The organism is Pseudomonas palmensis (assembly GCF_049942755.1).
GTDB classification, from domain to species: Bacteria; Pseudomonadota; Gammaproteobacteria; order Pseudomonadales; family Pseudomonadaceae; genus Aquipseudomonas; species Aquipseudomonas palmensis.
In genome coordinates, this window is sequence record NZ_CP187958.1 from 2,313,594 (window position 1) to 2,328,965 (window position 15,372).

Below are 15,372 nucleotides of genomic sequence, written 5' to 3' on the forward strand. Positions count from 1 at the left end.
CAGGGCCTGTTCGCTGGCAAGCCAGCGAAGGGCTCAACGTAACTCGCCAACCAGGTCCAGCCCAACCAGCCGTCGCACCTCGTCAACCGGCAACCGGCTACCGAGCAATGCCTGCAATTTGCCGAACGCCGCCTCCCGGGTCATTCCACCACCCGACAGCACACCGGCCTCGCGCAGGCGGCTGCCGGCTGCGTACACTTCCAGTTCGACCCCGCCTTCATGGCACTGGGTGATCGCCACCACCACGATGTCACGCGCGCAGGCTTGTTCCAGCACGGCCACGAACGCATCGTCATCACACGGCCCGGTGCCGCTGCCATAGCATTCCAGCACCAGCCCCTGGACCCCGCTGTCGAGTGTGGCCTGCAACAGCGCGGCGTCGAGGCCTGGCACCAGCGGCAACACTGCAACCTTGGCCACCTGCAGCGGCGCGCGATAAGCCAGTGCTGCCGGTACGGGCGCCTGCGCCGCACCGCCCGAGCGCTGCAAGGTCGCGAATGGGTTCCGGCCGAAGCTGCGCACCTTGGCGGTGCGGTTGGGCGCCAGCAGCTGACCGTGGAAATACAGCTGAACACCCGGCGACGTACCCTGGCTCAGCAACTGCAGCGCCCCCGTGAGGTTCTCCCACGCATCGCTGTCCGGCGTACCGGCCGGCAGCATCGAGCCGGTGAACAGCACCGGCACCGTCAGCCCGAGCAACTGGAAGCTCAAGGCGGCGGCGCTGTAGGCCAGGGTGTCGGTACCATGCAGCACCAGCACCCCATCGCAGCCCTGGCCATCCACCGCTTCGATGATCGCGGCGCGCAGGCGCTGCCAGTAGCAGGGCGTCATGTTGGCGCTGTCGATCAGCGGCAGCAGTTCGCGGAACTGCCAGGCTGCCAGGCCAGGTTGCCCGGCCAGTTGCTCACGCATGCGCTGCTCGAAGCCCGACGCCGGGGCCAGGCCGCCGGCGCTGGCCTGCATGCCGATGGTGCCACCGGTGTACAGCACCATGATGTTGTGGGCAGGGGCCGGGGTCATGGCCTGTCTCCGTGCTCGACTGAAGGAAAGCCGACCACCTTACGCCATCCCCCGGCGCGCTGTCAGCGGCCGGGCCGCCCGAGTTCGCGATGGGCAGCGTGACAGCCAGCAGTTACCATCGCGCCTGCTTCAGGACGAAGGTGCCAAGGACGTGTCGACGAACAAGTACAAATCCGCGCAAGAGCGCCTGTGCGCCGCGGTGGACCTCAATTGCCCGGCATGCGGCCACGTCTGGTTGCCGAGCGAGGGCGAGCTGGAAACGCTCATGGGCGGGCAGCCGCTCACCTGTGCAAAGTGTGCGCAGGCACTGGTGTTGCCCGAGGCGGATCACCGGGCCATGAAGCGCCACCTCAGCCGTTCCAACTGGGCAGACCTGATCAGCGGGCTGGGCGTGGTGCTGTGCTTTATCGGGGTGCTCACGGTGCGCCATTACACGGGCGATCTGACCGCCTTCATGGTGGCGCTCTGCCTGGCGTTCGTGTGGTGGTTCATGAAGGAGATCGTCAGCGATTCGACCTTCCTGAATGTGCTGCTGCTGCCCTCGTCGGCAGAAGCAGCCGACACCACCGGTTCGCTGTAGGCGCCGGCATTGCTGGCGAAGCTCGCGCCGCAGGCAAAAAAAAGGGCCCGGAGACAAAGTCCCTGGGCCCTCAAAAGGTGAGAGGTGTCTAGTCCCTCAACCTGGTGAGCGGTAGTACGGCGTCGGTTACGCTTTGAGCGGTACCAGACGCGGTGCAATCATGTTTTCCGGACGCAGGATGTCGTTGAGCATCGCTTCGTCCAGCAGGCCTTCCTCACGCACCAGTTCCAGTACGCCGCGGCCGCTTTCCAGCGCGATACGGGCGATACGGGTGGCGTTTTCGTAGCCGATGTACGGGTTCAGGGCGGTGACCAGGCCGATCGAGTGTTCGACCAGTTCACGGCAGCGCTGTTCGTTGGCGGTGATGCCGACGATGCAGTGCTCGCGCAGCATGTCCATGGCGCGTTGCAGCAGACGGATCGAGTCGAAGATCTTGTAGGCGATCAGCGGCTCCATCACGTTCAGCTGCAGCTGACCGCCTTCGGCCGCGATGGTCAGTGCGATGTCGTTGCCGATGATGGCGAAGGCCACCTGGTTGACCGCTTCCGGGATAACCGGGTTGACCTTGCCGGGCATGATCGAGCTGCCTGGCTGACGTGCCGGCAGGTTGATCTCGTTGATGCCGGTGCGCGGGCCGCTGGACAGCAGGCGCAGGTCGTTGCAGATCTTCGACAGCTTGACTGCAGTGCGCTTGAGCATGCCGGAGAACAGCACGAAGGCGCCCATGTCGGAGGTGGCTTCGATCAGGTCGGCAGCCGGTACCAGCGGCTGGCCGCTGATCAGCGCCAGACGCTGTACGGCCAGGGCCTGGTAGCCCGGGTCGGCGTTGATGCCGGTACCGATCGCGGTACCGCCCAGGTTGACTTCGGTCAGCACTTCCGGCGCCAGGGTGCGCAGGCGGTTGAGGTCTTCGGTCAGGGTGGTGGCGAAGGCACGGAATTCCTGGCCCAGGGTCATCGGCACGGCGTCCTGCAGCTGGGTACGGCCCATCTTCAGTACGTGGCTGAACTCTTCACCCTTGGCAGCGAAGGCCTGGATCAGGCTGTCGAGGCTGGCCAGCAGCGCATCGTGACCCAGCAGCAGGCCCAGACGGATGGCGGTCGGGTAGGCGTCGTTGGTCGACTGCGCCATGTTCACGTCGTTGTTCGGGTGCAGGTACTGGTACTCGCCCTTCTGGTGACCCATCGCTTCCAGCGCGATGTTGGCGATCACTTCGTTGGCGTTCATGTTGGTGGAGGTACCGGCACCGCCTTGAATCATGTCGACCACGAACTGCTCGTGGAAGTCACCGCGGATCAGGCGGGCACAGGCCTCGCTGATGGCGGCGTGCTTGGCATCGCTCAGGTGACCCAGCTCGCGGTTGGCGTCGGCAGCTGCCTGTTTGACCATGGCCAGGCCGACAACCATTTTCGGGTAGTGCGACAGCGGCACGCCAGAGAGGTGGAAGTTGTTGGCAGCACGCAGGGTCTGGATACCGTAGTAGGCATCAGCAGGGACTTCGAGGGTGCCAAGCAGGTCTTTTTCGACACGGAACGATGCAGCAGCGGACATGATAGAGATCATCTCGAGTTAGGCCCGGCACATGCCGGAATGGCGCCAATCCTAGGCCTGCACGGATTTTGCGGCCAATGCTGTTGCACGCTAACCTATGCACAAACGGCATAACGTTCCATGTGACGCCAATTGACATTCGAGCGTGTACCATTTTGGTGCATGCCTGGAGAGCCCGATGAACCTCGAAAGCAAATGGCTGGAAGATTTCAGCGCCCTGGCCGCCACCCGCAGCTTTTCCCAGGCGGCGGAGCGTCGCTTCGTGACCCAGCCGGCGTTCAGCCGGCGCATTCGCAGCCTGGAGGCTGCGTTGGGGCTGACCCTGGTCAACCGCTCGCGCACGCCGATCGAGTTGACCGCTGCCGGCCAACTGTTCCTGGTGACGGCGCGCACGGTGGTCGACCAGCTGGGCGAGGTGCTGCGCCACTTGCATCACCTGGAAGGCGGGCAGGGCGAGGTGATCCAGGTGGCGGCGGCGCACTCGCTGGCGCTGGGCTTCTTTCCGCGCTGGATCGCGCAGTTGCGCAACGACGGCCTGAACATCGCCACGCGGCTGGTGGCGACCAACGTCGGCGATGCGGTGCACGCCCTGCGCGAAGGTGGCTGCGACCTGATGCTGGCGTTCTACGACCCGGATGCGGCCCTGCAGATGGACGCCGAGATCTTCCCCTCGCTGCACCTGGGGCACACCGAGATGCTGCCGGTGTGTGCAGCGGATGCCGACGGCAAGCCGCTGTTCGACCTGGAAAACGACGCCAGCGTGCCCTTGCTGGCCTACAGCGCCGGAGCGTTTCTGGGGCGTTCGGTGAATCTGCTGCTGCGCCAGCGCAACCTGCGCTTTACCACCATCTACGAAACCGCCATGGCCGACAGCCTCAAGAGCATGGCCCTGGAAGGCCTGGGTATTGCCTGGGTGCCGCGCCTGTCGGCCCGTGCCGAGCTTGAACGTGGCGAGCTGGTGATCTGTGGCGGTGCGCAATGGCACGTGCCGCTGGAGATCCGCCTGTACCGCTGCGCGCTGGTGCGCAAGGCCAACGTGCGCCTGCTGTGGCGCAAGCTCGAAGGCGGGCCGGCGACGGCTTGACTCCAGAGTCAGCCCGAAGCCCTGAAAAAGCCCGAAAAATAAGGCTTACAGTTGGTCGCCGGGGTGCATCAAACACACGGCTTTACGATATACTGCGCGGCCTTCGGTCGGTACACCCGGCCCTAATTCGCATAACAAGCCACGCCGGTCGTCCCTGCGTGGCTTGTTGTTTTTTGACGCGCCTGAAGGCGCCCAAGAGAAGAGGCTCGACGATGAGTGCACTGGTTGGCGTGATCATGGGCTCCAAGTCCGATTGGTCCACCCTTAGCCACACCGCCGATATGCTGGAAAAACTCGGCATTCCCTACGAAGTGAAGGTGGTTTCCGCCCACCGCACGCCGGACCTGCTGTTCCAGTACGCCGAAGAGGCCGAAGGCCGTGGCATCGAGGTGATCATCGCCGGTGCCGGTGGCGCTGCCCACCTGCCAGGCATGTGCGCCGCCAAGACCCACCTGCCGGTGCTGGGTGTGCCGGTGCAGTCGGCCATGCTCTCGGGCGTCGATTCGCTGCTGTCGATCGTGCAGATGCCGGCCGGCATCCCGGTTGCCACTCTGGCCATCGGCAAGGCCGGCGCGATCAACGCCGCGCTGCTCTCGGCGAGCATCCTGGGCGCCAAGCACCCGCAGTTCCATACCGTTCTGAAACAGTTCCGCGCTGAGCAGACAGACAACGTTCTGGACAATCCAGACCCGCGCCAGGCCTGAGGTCACACGCATGAAAATCGGTGTAATCGGTGGCGGCCAACTGGGCCGCATGCTGGCCCTGGCGGGTACCCCGCTGGGCATGAACTTCGCTTTCCTCGACCCGGCCCCTGACGCCTGTGCGGCCGCCCTGGGCGAGCACCTGCGTGCCGACTACGGCGACCAGGATCACCTGCGCCAGCTGGCCGACGAAGTCGACCTGGTGACCTTCGAATTCGAAAGCGTGCCAGCCGAGACGGTGGCCTTCCTGTCGCAGTTCGTGCCGGTGTATCCGAGCGCCGAAGCGCTGCGCATCGCCCGCGACCGGCTGTTCGAGAAGAGCATGTTCCGTGACCTGGGCATCCCGACCCCGGCCTTCGCCGACATCCAGTCGCAAGCCGACCTGGAGGCCGCCGTCGCCAGCATCGGCCTGCCGGCCGTGCTCAAGACCCGCACCCTGGGTTATGACGGCAAGGGCCAGAAGGTGCTCCGCACCGAAGCCGATGTTGTCGACACGTTCGCCGAACTTGGTAGCGTGCCCTGCCTGCTGGAGGGCTTCGTGCCGTTCACCGGCGAGGTGTCGCTGATTGCCGTTCGCGGCCGCGATGGCGAGACGCGCTTCTACCCGCTGGTGCACAACACCCACGACAGCGGCATCCTGCGCCTGTCGGTGGCCAGCGAAGACCACCTGCTGCAGGGCCTGGCCGAAGACTACGCGAGCCGCGTGCTCGAGCAGCTCGACTATGTCGGCGTGCTGGCGTTCGAGTTCTTCGAGGTCGACGGTGGCCTGAAGGCCAACGAGATCGCGCCGCGTGTGCACAACTCCGGGCACTGGACCATCGAAGGCGCCGAGTGCAGCCAGTTCGAGAACCACCTGCGCGCCGTGGCCGGCCTGCCGCTGGGCTCGACCGCCAAGGTCGGCGAAAGCGCCATGCTCAACTTCATCGGCGAAGTGCCGGCGGTGGCCGCGGTCGTGGCTATCGACGACTGTCACCTGCATCACTACGGCAAGGCCTTCAAGGCCGGGCGCAAGGTCGGTCACGCCACCCTGCGCTGCGCCGACATGACCACGCTGGAGCAGAAGATCCAGCAGGTCGAAGCGCTCATCGCAGGCTGAGCGGAACCATTCCCGCCGCGCATCCCTCTGATGGCAGGATGCCAAAGCGCTGACTAGGCTTTGGCTCGTGCACTCAATTCAGAGGGAATGCCATGGGTATCATCGGAACCATCTTCATCGGCCTGATCGTCGGCTTGCTGGCACGTTTTCTGAAGCCGGGCGACGACAGCATGGGCTGGATCATGACCATTCTGCTGGGTATCGCCGGCTCTCTGGCGGCGACCTACGGTGGCCAGGCGCTGGGGATCTACCATGCGGGCGAGGGTGCTGGCTTCCTCGGTGCACTGGTGGGTGCAATCATCCTGCTGGTGATCTACGGCATGATCAAAAAGCGCTGACAGGGCGCTAGAATGCTCGGCAACTTTCCGTCAGTTGCCGAGCTTTTTTTCATGCGCCGAGTCGTACTGCTTACCCTGTTGCTGTGTAGTGGCCTGGCCCGCGCCGAGCTGCCCGAGACCGACTGGCTGGAGCTGATGCCCAAGTCGGACCAGAAGGCGCTGGAGCAGATGCCCGAGATCGACCACAACTCCCCCGAGGCGATGGGTACCTTTACCGAGAAGGGTGGCCTGAAGCAGAGCAAGGGCCTGCCGGCGGTGATGTATTCGAGCAAGACGGTGGCTGCCATGAACGGCAGGCAGATCCGTCTGGGCGGGTACCCGGTGCCGCTGGAAACCGACGCCAAGGGCAACAGCACGCTGTTCTTCCTTGTGCCCTATCCGGGCGCCTGCATCCATGTACCGCCACCGCCGCCCAACCAGCTGGTGCTGGTGCGTTATCCCCATGGCCTGAAGCTGGACGATATCTACACGCCGCTGTGGGTCAGCGGCACGCTGAAGGTGGAGAAGGTCAGCAATGACCTGGCCGATGCGGCGTATGCGCTGGATGCGGGGAAGGTGAGGGTGGTGGAGGACTCCGACCTGTAACCGCGCCGTCTGCATCGCGGGTCAAGCCCGCTCCCACAGGTACAGTGCTGCCCTCATGATCAGTGCAGTGCCCGGTGGGAGCGGGCTTGACCCGCGATAGCGGTCTAGAGCGGTTCGCTGCCGATACTGACACTCAGCGAATGGGTCGCCCCGGGCGCAAGTTCCACCACGTCATCCCACACGTTCGCCGTCTCGATGCACAGCATCCGCTGCCAGCCGTCATCGGCCATGTCCGTGAGCTGCGCGGCGCGGTCCACCCATGGGTTCCAGATCACCGCCGAACGCGAACCCTGGGTACGCAGGGTGATACGCCGGTTCCAGCCCGGGTCGACGATGCTCAGACGCTCAGGTGCCTGCAGGTAGATGCGGTCGGTTTCCCCGGCAAACGCCAGGTCGCCCCGCTGGGTGCGTTGCTCCCAGTCTGCCAGCGTCTCGATGTAGGCCAGCCCGTCCACGCCTTCTACCCGCGCGCCACGCACGTCGCTGACTGCAAAGTAGCTGTGCAGCGCCTGGCTGAGGGTGACGCTGCCATTGCCCAGGTTGTGGCTGTCGAGGGTCAGCGCCAGTTCCTCGCCGAGCACGATGCTCAGTTTCAGTTCCACCGTGTGCGGCCAGCCGGGAAGCTCCCCCAACGCCTGGGGCAGCGTGAAGTCCACGCGTACCGAATCCGCACTGCTGTCGATACCCAGCAACTGCCAGTCACGCCCGCGCACCAGCCCGTGGGCCGGGGCTTCGGCGCCGTGGAACATGGCCTGTACGGCCGCTGGGTTGCGTTGCAGGTTGCCGAACCAGGGCCAGCACACCGGGGCACCGGCGCGCACCGATCTGCCCTGCCTGAAGATCGCCTGATCGCTGAGCCACAGCAGCGGCGGCTCGCCCACGCGCTGGTAACTGAGCACCTGTGCGCCCTGCTGGGCAATCAGCAGCTCGGCGCGAGGCGTGGTGATACGCCAGCAGGCAATCTCGCCATGCTGTTCGACTTCTACCTTGGATGTGGACATGCGTTGCTCTCGAAGGGTGGCCTACGAGGTCTTGGACCTCGCGCAGACCCTCGAGTTTAGCGCGCCCCAGGCTCAGCGACGAGGCGGCACCGAGCGGGTGCGGCCGCTGCCGTCGATGGCGACGAACACGAACACCGCCTCGGTGACCTTGCGCCATTCACTGCTCAGCGGGTCGTCGCTCCACACCTCGACCATCATCTGGATCGAGCTGCGGCCGATTTCCAGGGTCTGGGTATAGAAGGACAATTGCGCGCCCACCGCCACCGGCACCAGAAAGGCCATGCGGTCGATCGCAACGGTGGCGACGCGCCCGCCCGCGACTCGGCTGGCCATGGCCGTGCCGGCCAGGTCCATCTGGGCGACCAGCCAGCCGCCGAAGATATCGCCGAAACCGTTGGTTTCACGGGGCAATGCGGTGATCTGCAAGGCCAGGTCGCCTTGCGGAATAGGATCTTCTTGTTCGAGTTCAATCATGCCGGGGGTGCCTCTGACCCGTAACGCTTCGTTGGTTTGCGCTGGTGCGGACGCCGCGAAAAACGATTCAGCACGAACATACTACGCTGCTTCGCTCTGCCGTGCGGCGAAGGGAAACTCTGCGAAACCGACTAAGCATACCTAGCGGCGTTTTCGCACAACATCCCACACAAGGCGTAACCGTTTGATACGAGCGGCCAGTATATAGAGCCGCGCGTGGGGCGACGACCATGCGGTCATGATTATCTGCCCCGATTATGTCGATCCATGTGCTTTTTCGAACAATTTGCTATCGTTCGACCTCCTGACAGGCCGGGGCCAGCGCTGCCGCGGCCTGATTTGCCAATAAGAGACGCTTCGATGACCTCCGTGCCCCCCTCCATAGAGCAGCCCTCGCGGCCGCTCACCCGCAGTGACTACAAGACCCTGTCGCTCTCCGCCCTGGGCGGGGCGCTGGAGTTCTACGACTTCATCATCTTCGTGTTCTTCGCCGCGGTGGTGGGCAAGCTGTTCTTCCCGGTCGACATGCCCGAGTGGCTGCGCCTGATGCAGACCTTCGGCATCTTCGCTGCCGGCTACCTGGCGCGCCCGCTGGGCGGCATCGTGATGGCCCACTTCGGCGACCTGCTGGGGCGCAAGAAGATGTTCACCCTGAGCATCTTCATGATGGCCGTGCCGACCCTGATCATGGGCCTGCTGCCTACCTACGCGCAGATCGGCATGTGGGCACCGATCCTGTTGCTGCTGATGCGCGTGATCCAGGGCGCCGCCATTGGCGGTGAAGTGCCGGGTGCCTGGGTGTTCGTGTCCGAACACGTGCCGGCGCGCAACATCGGCTACGCCTGCGGCACCCTGACGGCGGGCCTCACCTCGGGCATCCTGCTCGGCTCGCTGGTCGCGACCCTGATCAACACCGTATACACCCCCGAGCAACTGAGCGACTACGCCTGGCGGATCCCGTTCCTGCTCGGCGGCGTGTTCGGCCTGTTTTCGGTGTACCTGCGCCGCTGGCTGCACGAAACCCCGGTGTTCGCCGAGATGCAGCAGCGCAAGGCATTGGCCGAGGAAGTGCCGCTGCGCGCGGTGCTGCGTGACCACCGTGGCGCCATCGTACTGTCGATGCTGCTGACCTGGCTGCTGTCGGCCGGCATCATCGTGGTCATCCTGATGACCCCGACCGTGCTGCAGACCCTCTACGGCATCAGCGCCACCGAGGCCCTCAAGGCCAACAGCCTGGCCATCGTGCTGCTGAGCATCGGCTGCATCGTGGCCGGGCGCCTGGCCGACCGCTTCGGCGCCGGGCGCGTGTTCATCGTCGGCAGCCTGGCGCTGCTGGCCAGCTCCTGGAGCTTCTACCACAACCTGGCGGCGCACCCTGAGTGGCTGTACCCGATGTACGCCGTTACCGGGCTGTGCGTGGGCATCGTCGGTGCGGTGCCTTACGTGATGGTGCGCGCCTTCCCGCCGGTGGTGCGTTTCAGCGGCCTGTCGTTTTCCTACAACCTGGCCTACGCGATCTTCGGTGGCCTGACCCCGATCATGGTCACCTCGCTGATGAAGTTCAGCCCGCTCGGCCCGGCCTACTATGTCGCCGGCATCTGCACCCTGGGCCTGCTGGTAGGCATCTACCTGCTGCTCACCAAGCGCTGAAACCCCGCCCCGCGTCCGCTATGAAGGCCATCCCTCGAACGAGGTGATGGCCTTTCATCTAATTGTCACATTCAGTTCATAGAGTAGTCATACGGCCTGCAGATACTTGGGCCCGATCCATCTACCCCCAATTCCTGCTAGGAGTAAGGCATGAAACTGAAGCGTTTGATGGCGGCCCTGACCTTTGCCGCCGCTGGCGTTGCGACTGCCAACGCAGTTGCCGCTGTTGATCCTGCTATTCCGACCTACGTCAAAACCACCGGCGTATCGGGCAACCTCTCCAGCGTCGGTTCCGATACCCTGGCCAACCTGATGACCCTGTGGGCCGAGGCCTACAAGAAGGAATACCCGAACGTAAACATCCAGATCCAGGCCGCCGGCTCCTCCACCGCGCCACCCGCGCTGACCGAAGGCACCGCCAACCTGGGCCCGATGAGCCGCAAGATGAAAGACGTCGAGCTGCAGGCGTTCGAACAGAAGTACGGCTACAAGCCGACCGCCATCCCGGTCGCCGTCGACGCCCTGGCCGTGTTCGTGCACAAGGACAACCCGATCAAGGGCCTGACCATGGCTCAGGTCGACGCCATCTTCTCCTCCACCCGCCTGTGCGGTGCCAAGGCCGACGTGAAAACCTGGGGCGACCTGGGCGTGACCGGCGACCTGGCCAACAAGCCGGTCCAGCTGTTCGGTCGCAACTCGGTATCCGGCACCTACGGCTACTTCAAGGAAGAAGCCCTGTGCAAAGGCGACTTCAAGCCTAACGTCAACGAACAACCTGGCTCGGCGTCCGTCGTGCAGTCGATCAGCAGCTCGCTGAACGGTATCGGTTACTCGGGCATCGGCTACAAGACCGCCAGCGTGAAAACCGTGGCCCTGGCCAAGAAGGAAGGCGGCGCGTTCGTCGAAGACAACGAAGCCAACGCCCTGAACGGTACCTACCCGCTGTCGCGTTTCCTCTACGTCTACGTCAACAAGGCCCCGAACAAGCCTCTGGCCCCGCTGGAAGCCGAGTTCGTCAAGCTGGTGCTGTCGCAGGCCGGTCAACAGGTCGTGGTGAAAGACGGTTACATCCCGCTGCCCGCCAAAGTGGCCGAGAAAGCGCTGGCCGACCTGGGCCTGAACCACGCCGCCAAAGGCGTCGCTGCAAACTGAGTGTGAACGGGCGCGCCCTGCATCTGTGCGGGCCGCGCTGCAAATTGCGAGTCCGCTGCCAGGCATGCCTGAGCGGCGGGCTTTTTTGCGTCACTGCATTGTCATGTTTTTGTCATACGGGACCGCTAGGGTGAGCGCATGAATGATCTGGCCAACTCCACCATGACCCAAAATTCTCCCCCCGTGCGGATTGATTTCAATACGCCCGAGCTGCAACGCAAGCGTCGCCTGCGTGCATTCAAGGACCGCCTGACCCGCTGGTATGTACTGGTGGGCGGGCTCGCCGTGCTGGCGGCGATCACCTTGATCTTCTTCTACCTGGCCTACGTGGTGGTGCCGCTGTTTCAAGGCGCCGAACTGACCACCAAGAAGGCCATGACCCCGGCCTGGCTGACCCAGGACGCCGGCAAGCCGCTGATGATCGCGCTCGAAGAGCAGAACCTGGTCGGCATGCGCGTCTCGGACAAGGGGCAGGCGCTGTTCTTCGACACCAAGACCGGTGCCGAGCTCAAGCGTGTCGACCTGCCGGTACCGGCCGGCACCCAGGTGACCTCGATCGGCGCCGACCAGCCGGGCAACCCGCTGGTGGTGCTGGGCCTGTCCAACGGCCAGGCACTGGTGTTCAGCCACAGCTACAAGATCACCTACCCGGACAACCACAAGACCATCACCCCGGCCATCGACTACCCCTATGGCCAGCAACCGTTCGCCCTCGGCGATTCGGGCCGTGCCCTGGAGCACGTGAGCCTGAACGTCAATGGCGACACCCTGGTGGTGGCCGGCTCCAGCGGTGCGCAGTTGCAGGTACTGCAACTGAGCCGCGAAGAAAACATGATGACCGGCGAAGTCACCAGCGAGCAGAACCACATCGAACTGCCGCAGATGACCGAGGCGGTCAAGGCGATCTTCATCGACCCGCGCCAGCAGTGGTTGTACGTGATCAACGGGCGGGCCCAGGCCGATGTGTTCAGCCTGCGCGACAAGAGCCTCAACGGTCGTTACAAGCTGCTCGACGACGCCGATGCCGAAGTCACCGCCAGCGCCCAGCTGGTGGGCGGCATCTCGCTGATCATCGGTGACTCCAAGGGTGGCCTGGCTCAGTGGTTCATGGCCCGCGACCCGGACGGCGAGCAGCGCTTCAAGCAGATTCGTACCTTCCAGATGGGCAAGGCGCCGATCGTGCAGATCGATGCCGAAGAGCGCCGCAAGGGCTTCGTGGCACTGGATGCCAGCGGCAAGCTCGGCGTGTTCCACAGCACCGCGCACCGCACCCTGCTGGTGGAGCCGATGGCCGAAGGCGCCGGCGTGCTGGCACTGTCGCCACGGGCCAACCGCCTGTTCGTCGAAGAGGGCGGCAAGCTGATCCCGGCCAGCCTGCGCAACCCGCACCCGGAAGTGTCCTGGAGCGCGCTGTGGAGCAAGGTCTGGTACGAGAACTACGACGAGCCCAAGTACGTCTGGCAGTCCACCGCGTCGAACACCGACTTCGAGCCCAAGCTGAGCCTGTCGCCACTGACCTTCGGTACGCTCAAGGCCGCGTTCTACGCGATGATCCTGGCCGCACCGCTGGCGATTGCCGCAGCAATCTACACCGCCTACTTCATGGCCCCGGGCATGCGCCGCAAGGTCAAGCCGGTGATCGAGCTGATGGAGGCGATGCCCACGGTGATCCTCGGCTTCTTCGCCGGGCTGTTCCTGGCGCCTTACCTGGAAGGGCATCTGCCCGGTGTGTTCAGCCTGTTCGTGGTGATGCCGTTCGGCATCCTGCTGGCCGGCTTCATCTGGAGCCGCCTGCCGGAGTCGATCCGCCTGCGTGTGCCGGATGGCTGGGAAGCGGCGATCCTGATCCCGGTGATCCTGTTCACCGGCTGGGGTGCGCTGACCCTGAGCCCGTTCCTCGAAACCTGGTTCTTCGGCGGCGACATGCGCCTGTGGATCACCAACGACCTGGGCATCACCTACGACCAGCGCAACGCCCTGGTGGTCGGTATCGCCATGGGCTTTGCGGTCATCCCGAACATCTACTCGATTGCTGAGGACGCCGTGTTCAGCGTGCCGCGCAGCCTGACCCTGGGCTCGCTGGCACTCGGCGCCACGCCGTGGCAGACCCTGACCCGCGTGGTCATCCTGACCGCCAGCCCGGGTATCTTCTCGGCGCTGATGATCGGCATGGGCCGCGCGGTGGGTGAAACCATGATCGTGCTGATGGCCACGGGCAACACCCCGGTCATGGAAATGAACCTGTTCGAAGGTATGCGCACCCTGGCGGCCAACGTCGCGGTGGAGATGCCCGAATCGGAAGTCGGTGGCAGCCACTACCGCGTGCTGTTCCTCGCCGCGCTGGTGCTACTGATGTTCACCTTCGTGATGAACACCTTGGCCGAGCTGATTCGCCAGCGTCTGCGCAAGAAATACTCGTCGCTTTGATAGAAAGGTAGAGATCCGTGAAAAAGGATTCCCTCAAGAGCTGGTTCAAGAGCGGCGCCCCCGGCGTCTGGATAAGCGGTGGCGCGGTGTCCATCGCGGTGATCATGACCATCGGTCTGCTCTCCGTGATCGCCGTGCGCGGCCTGGCGCACTTTTGGCCGGCCGACCTGATCCAGGCCAGCTACAACGTACCGGGCCAGGCCAACCACATCGTCATCGGCGAAGTGGTGCAGAAGGAAGAGGTGCCGCTGGCACGCCTCAAGGGGGCCGGCCTGCCGGTACCCGACAACGGCCCGGAGTTCATGACCCGCGAGCTGATCAAGGTCGGCAACCGCGACCTCAACGGCAGTGACTTCACCTGGGTGGTCGGCGACTGGCTGGTGGACCAGCAGAAGCCGGTCGACCTGATCGCCCTGGAGCGCCGCGAGTGGGGCAACTTCTACGGCTACCTGGTCAGCGTCAAGGAAAACGGCAAGGTGGTTGCCGAAGGGCAGGCCGCCTGGAACGAGCTGCAGGCACGCCTCAAGCGTGCTGCCGGCCTGGCCGGCGAGCTGCAGAAGCTCGAGAAGAAGGACATCGGTGCGATCAACCATGGCCTTGAGCGCCTGCGCCTGCAAGCCCGCAAGCTGGAACTGCAAGGCAAGCTGACCCCTGTAGCGCAGGCCGACATGGATGCCGAGCGCGCCGAGCTGAACAACCGCTACAAGGCCATCGAGGACCGCCTGGGCAAGCTGCACCAGGACTTCAGCCGCGACAGCCTGGTGGCCCGTGACGGCAATGGCCGCGAAGTCGAGATCAACCTCGACAAGGTGGTGCACGCCTACCAGCCCAACGCCATGAACAACTTCACCAAGCTTGGCACCTACTTCGCCAAGGTGTGGGAGTTCCTCAGCGACGACCCGCGTGAAGCCAACACCGAGGGCGGGATCTTCCCGGCGATCTTCGGCACCGTGATGATGACCCTGATCATGGCCGTGATCGTCACCCCGTTCGGCGTGCTGGCGGCGGTGTACCTGCGTGAATATGCCCGCCAGGGCCCGGTGACCCGGCTGATCCGCATCGCGGTGAACAACCTGGCCGGCGTGCCGGCGATCGTCTACGGCGTGTTCGGCCTGGGCTTCTTCGTGTACGTGCTGGGCGGCTCGCTCGACCACCTGTTCTTCCCCGAAGCACTGCCGGCGCCGACCCTGGGTACCCCGGGCCTGCTGTGGGCCTCGCTGACCCTGGCGCTGCTGGCGGTACCGGTGGTGATCGTGGCCACCGAAGAAGGCCTGGCGCGGATCCCGCGGACCGTGCGCGAGGGCTCGCTGGCCCTGGGTGCGACCAAGGCCGAGACGCTGTGGAAGATCGTGCTGCCGATGGCCAGCCCGGCGATGATGACCGGCATGATCCTGGCCGTGGCCCGTGCCGCGGGCGAGGTGGCGCCGCTGATGCTGGTGGGTGTGGTGAAACTGGCGCCGTCGCTGCCGGTGGACGGCAACTACCCGTACCTGCACCTGGACCAGAAGATCATGCACCTGGGCTTCCACATCTACGACGTCGGCTTCCAGAGCCCCAACGTCGAGGCCGCGCGGCCGCTGGTGTACGCCACGGCGCTGCTGCTGGTGATGGTGATCGCCACGCTCAACCTCTCGGCGGTATGGATACGCAACCACCTGCGCGAGAAGTACAAGGCGCTGGACAGCTGATACCCCTTATTGCAAGCGCCGCCCG

14 protein-coding genes are annotated in these 15,372 nt (G+C 64.7%); 10 read left to right on the top strand and 4 right to left on the bottom strand.

Annotated elements, in window-relative coordinates; translation table 11 throughout:
- Positions 1 to 33 precede the first annotated feature (33 nt).
- A complete protein-coding gene (locus tag ACPRTJ_RS10565) occupies positions 34 to 1,020 on the bottom strand; it encodes an asparaginase (protein ID WP_426428794.1) in 987 nt (328 codons plus the stop codon).
- Here ACPRTJ_RS10565 and ACPRTJ_RS10570 point away from each other — a divergent pair.
- A complete protein-coding gene (locus ACPRTJ_RS10570; RefSeq protein WP_426428796.1) occupies positions 1,019 to 1,600 on the top strand; it encodes a hypothetical protein in 582 nt (193 codons plus the stop codon). The genes ACPRTJ_RS10565 and ACPRTJ_RS10570 overlap by 2 nt on opposite strands.
- Positions 1,601 to 1,726: 126 nt before the next feature.
- On the opposite strand, the gene aspA is transcribed toward ACPRTJ_RS10570, so the two are convergent.
- On the bottom strand, positions 1,727 to 3,151 hold the full coding sequence (gene aspA, locus ACPRTJ_RS10575) for an aspartate ammonia-lyase (protein ID WP_043861534.1): 1,425 nt from the start codon (positions 3,149 to 3,151) through the stop codon (positions 1,727 to 1,729).
- Positions 3,152 to 3,329: 178 nt separating this feature from the next.
- On the opposite strand from aspA, the gene ACPRTJ_RS10580 reads away from it, so the two are divergent.
- The 5 genes from ACPRTJ_RS10580 (at position 3,330) to ACPRTJ_RS10600 (ending at position 6,955) form a co-directional block, all read left to right on the top strand.
- Positions 3,330 to 4,235: a LysR substrate-binding domain-containing protein gene (locus ACPRTJ_RS10580; RefSeq protein WP_043861535.1), complete on the top strand. Its 906-nt coding sequence runs from the start codon at positions 3,330 to 3,332 to the stop codon at positions 4,233 to 4,235.
- Positions 4,236 to 4,447: 212 nt separating this feature from the next.
- On the top strand, positions 4,448 to 4,939 hold the full coding sequence (purE, locus tag ACPRTJ_RS10585; RefSeq protein WP_054916459.1) for a 5-(carboxyamino)imidazole ribonucleotide mutase: 492 nt from the start codon (positions 4,448 to 4,450) through the stop codon (positions 4,937 to 4,939).
- A gap of 10 nt (positions 4,940 to 4,949) precedes the next feature.
- Entirely contained in the window at positions 4,950 to 6,032 is a 1,083-nt protein-coding gene (locus ACPRTJ_RS10590) for a 5-(carboxyamino)imidazole ribonucleotide synthase (protein WP_054916460.1), read from the top strand.
- Positions 6,033 to 6,124: 92 nt separating this feature from the next.
- Positions 6,125 to 6,370, top strand: coding sequence for a GlsB/YeaQ/YmgE family stress response membrane protein (locus ACPRTJ_RS10595; RefSeq protein ID WP_043861538.1), 246 nt, complete (start codon positions 6,125 to 6,127; stop codon positions 6,368 to 6,370).
- Positions 6,371 to 6,421: 51 nt separating this feature from the next.
- A complete protein-coding gene (locus tag ACPRTJ_RS10600) occupies positions 6,422 to 6,955 on the top strand; it encodes a DUF3299 domain-containing protein (protein ID WP_043861581.1) in 534 nt (177 codons plus the stop codon).
- A gap of 104 nt (positions 6,956 to 7,059) precedes the next feature.
- Here the strand turns inward: ACPRTJ_RS10600 and ACPRTJ_RS10605 are convergent, their stop codons facing one another.
- Both ACPRTJ_RS10605 and ACPRTJ_RS10610 read right to left on the bottom strand, forming a co-directional pair.
- Positions 7,060 to 7,956, bottom strand: coding sequence for a D-hexose-6-phosphate mutarotase (locus tag ACPRTJ_RS10605; RefSeq protein ID WP_426428799.1), 897 nt, complete (start codon positions 7,954 to 7,956; stop codon positions 7,060 to 7,062).
- A 72-nt stretch (positions 7,957 to 8,028) separates the two neighbouring features.
- Positions 8,029 to 8,430, bottom strand: a complete 402-nt coding sequence (locus tag ACPRTJ_RS10610; RefSeq protein WP_009402429.1) for an acyl-CoA thioesterase — start codon at positions 8,428 to 8,430, stop codon at positions 8,029 to 8,031.
- Positions 8,431 to 8,790: 360 nt separating this feature from the next.
- On the opposite strand from ACPRTJ_RS10610, the gene ACPRTJ_RS10615 reads away from it, so the two are divergent.
- From ACPRTJ_RS10615 to pstA, 4 genes are all read left to right on the top strand, one after another.
- Positions 8,791 to 10,080, top strand: coding sequence for an MFS transporter (locus tag ACPRTJ_RS10615; RefSeq protein ID WP_043861540.1), 1,290 nt, complete (start codon positions 8,791 to 8,793; stop codon positions 10,078 to 10,080).
- A 150-nt stretch (positions 10,081 to 10,230) separates the two neighbouring features.
- Positions 10,231 to 11,232, top strand: coding sequence for a phosphate ABC transporter substrate-binding protein PstS (locus ACPRTJ_RS10620; RefSeq protein ID WP_043861541.1), 1,002 nt, complete (start codon positions 10,231 to 10,233; stop codon positions 11,230 to 11,232).
- A gap of 138 nt (positions 11,233 to 11,370) precedes the next feature.
- Positions 11,371 to 13,659: an ABC transporter permease subunit gene (locus ACPRTJ_RS10625; protein WP_043861542.1), complete on the top strand. Its 2,289-nt coding sequence runs from the start codon at positions 11,371 to 11,373 to the stop codon at positions 13,657 to 13,659.
- A 17-nt stretch (positions 13,660 to 13,676) separates the two neighbouring features.
- Positions 13,677 to 15,347 (top strand): phosphate ABC transporter permease PstA, encoded by a 1,671-nt coding sequence (gene pstA / locus ACPRTJ_RS10630; RefSeq protein WP_043861543.1) that lies wholly within the window; start codon positions 13,677 to 13,679, stop codon positions 15,345 to 15,347.
- Positions 15,348 to 15,372: the final 25 nt, after the last annotated feature.